Below are 256 nucleotides of genomic sequence, written 5' to 3' on the forward strand. Positions count from 1 at the left end.
CCTTGAAGAGCGAATGCCGTTTAAATAGCCGTATAGATAGATTTTTAAAAAGACCCGGGTATCAAAGCTTGGGCGACCTTCGGTTTTTAAAACTCGGGGTGTAAATCCTAGTTTTTCTAAATCGATAAGGTTAACGAAAGCGTCGATAAACCTGATTGGGTTGTCCTGACTAATGGTGTCTTCTAGACTGGATACTTGAAGCTGGTGACGGGAAATTCCTGATATGTGTTGCATGGTTAAAGATAAGAATACTTTG

At 40.2% G+C, this 256-nt stretch carries 1 protein-coding gene; it reads right to left on the minus strand.

The features are described from left to right. Positions 1-234 (minus strand): transposase (locus tag WFZ85_RS16385; RefSeq protein ID WP_342697296.1); only part of this gene is annotated, 234 nt, incomplete at its 3' end. Positions 235-256: the final 22 nt, after the last annotated feature.

Source organism: Flavobacterium aureirubrum (genome assembly GCF_038739835.1).
Taxonomy (GTDB): Bacteria; Bacteroidota; Bacteroidia; order Flavobacteriales; family Flavobacteriaceae; genus Flavobacterium; species Flavobacterium aureirubrum.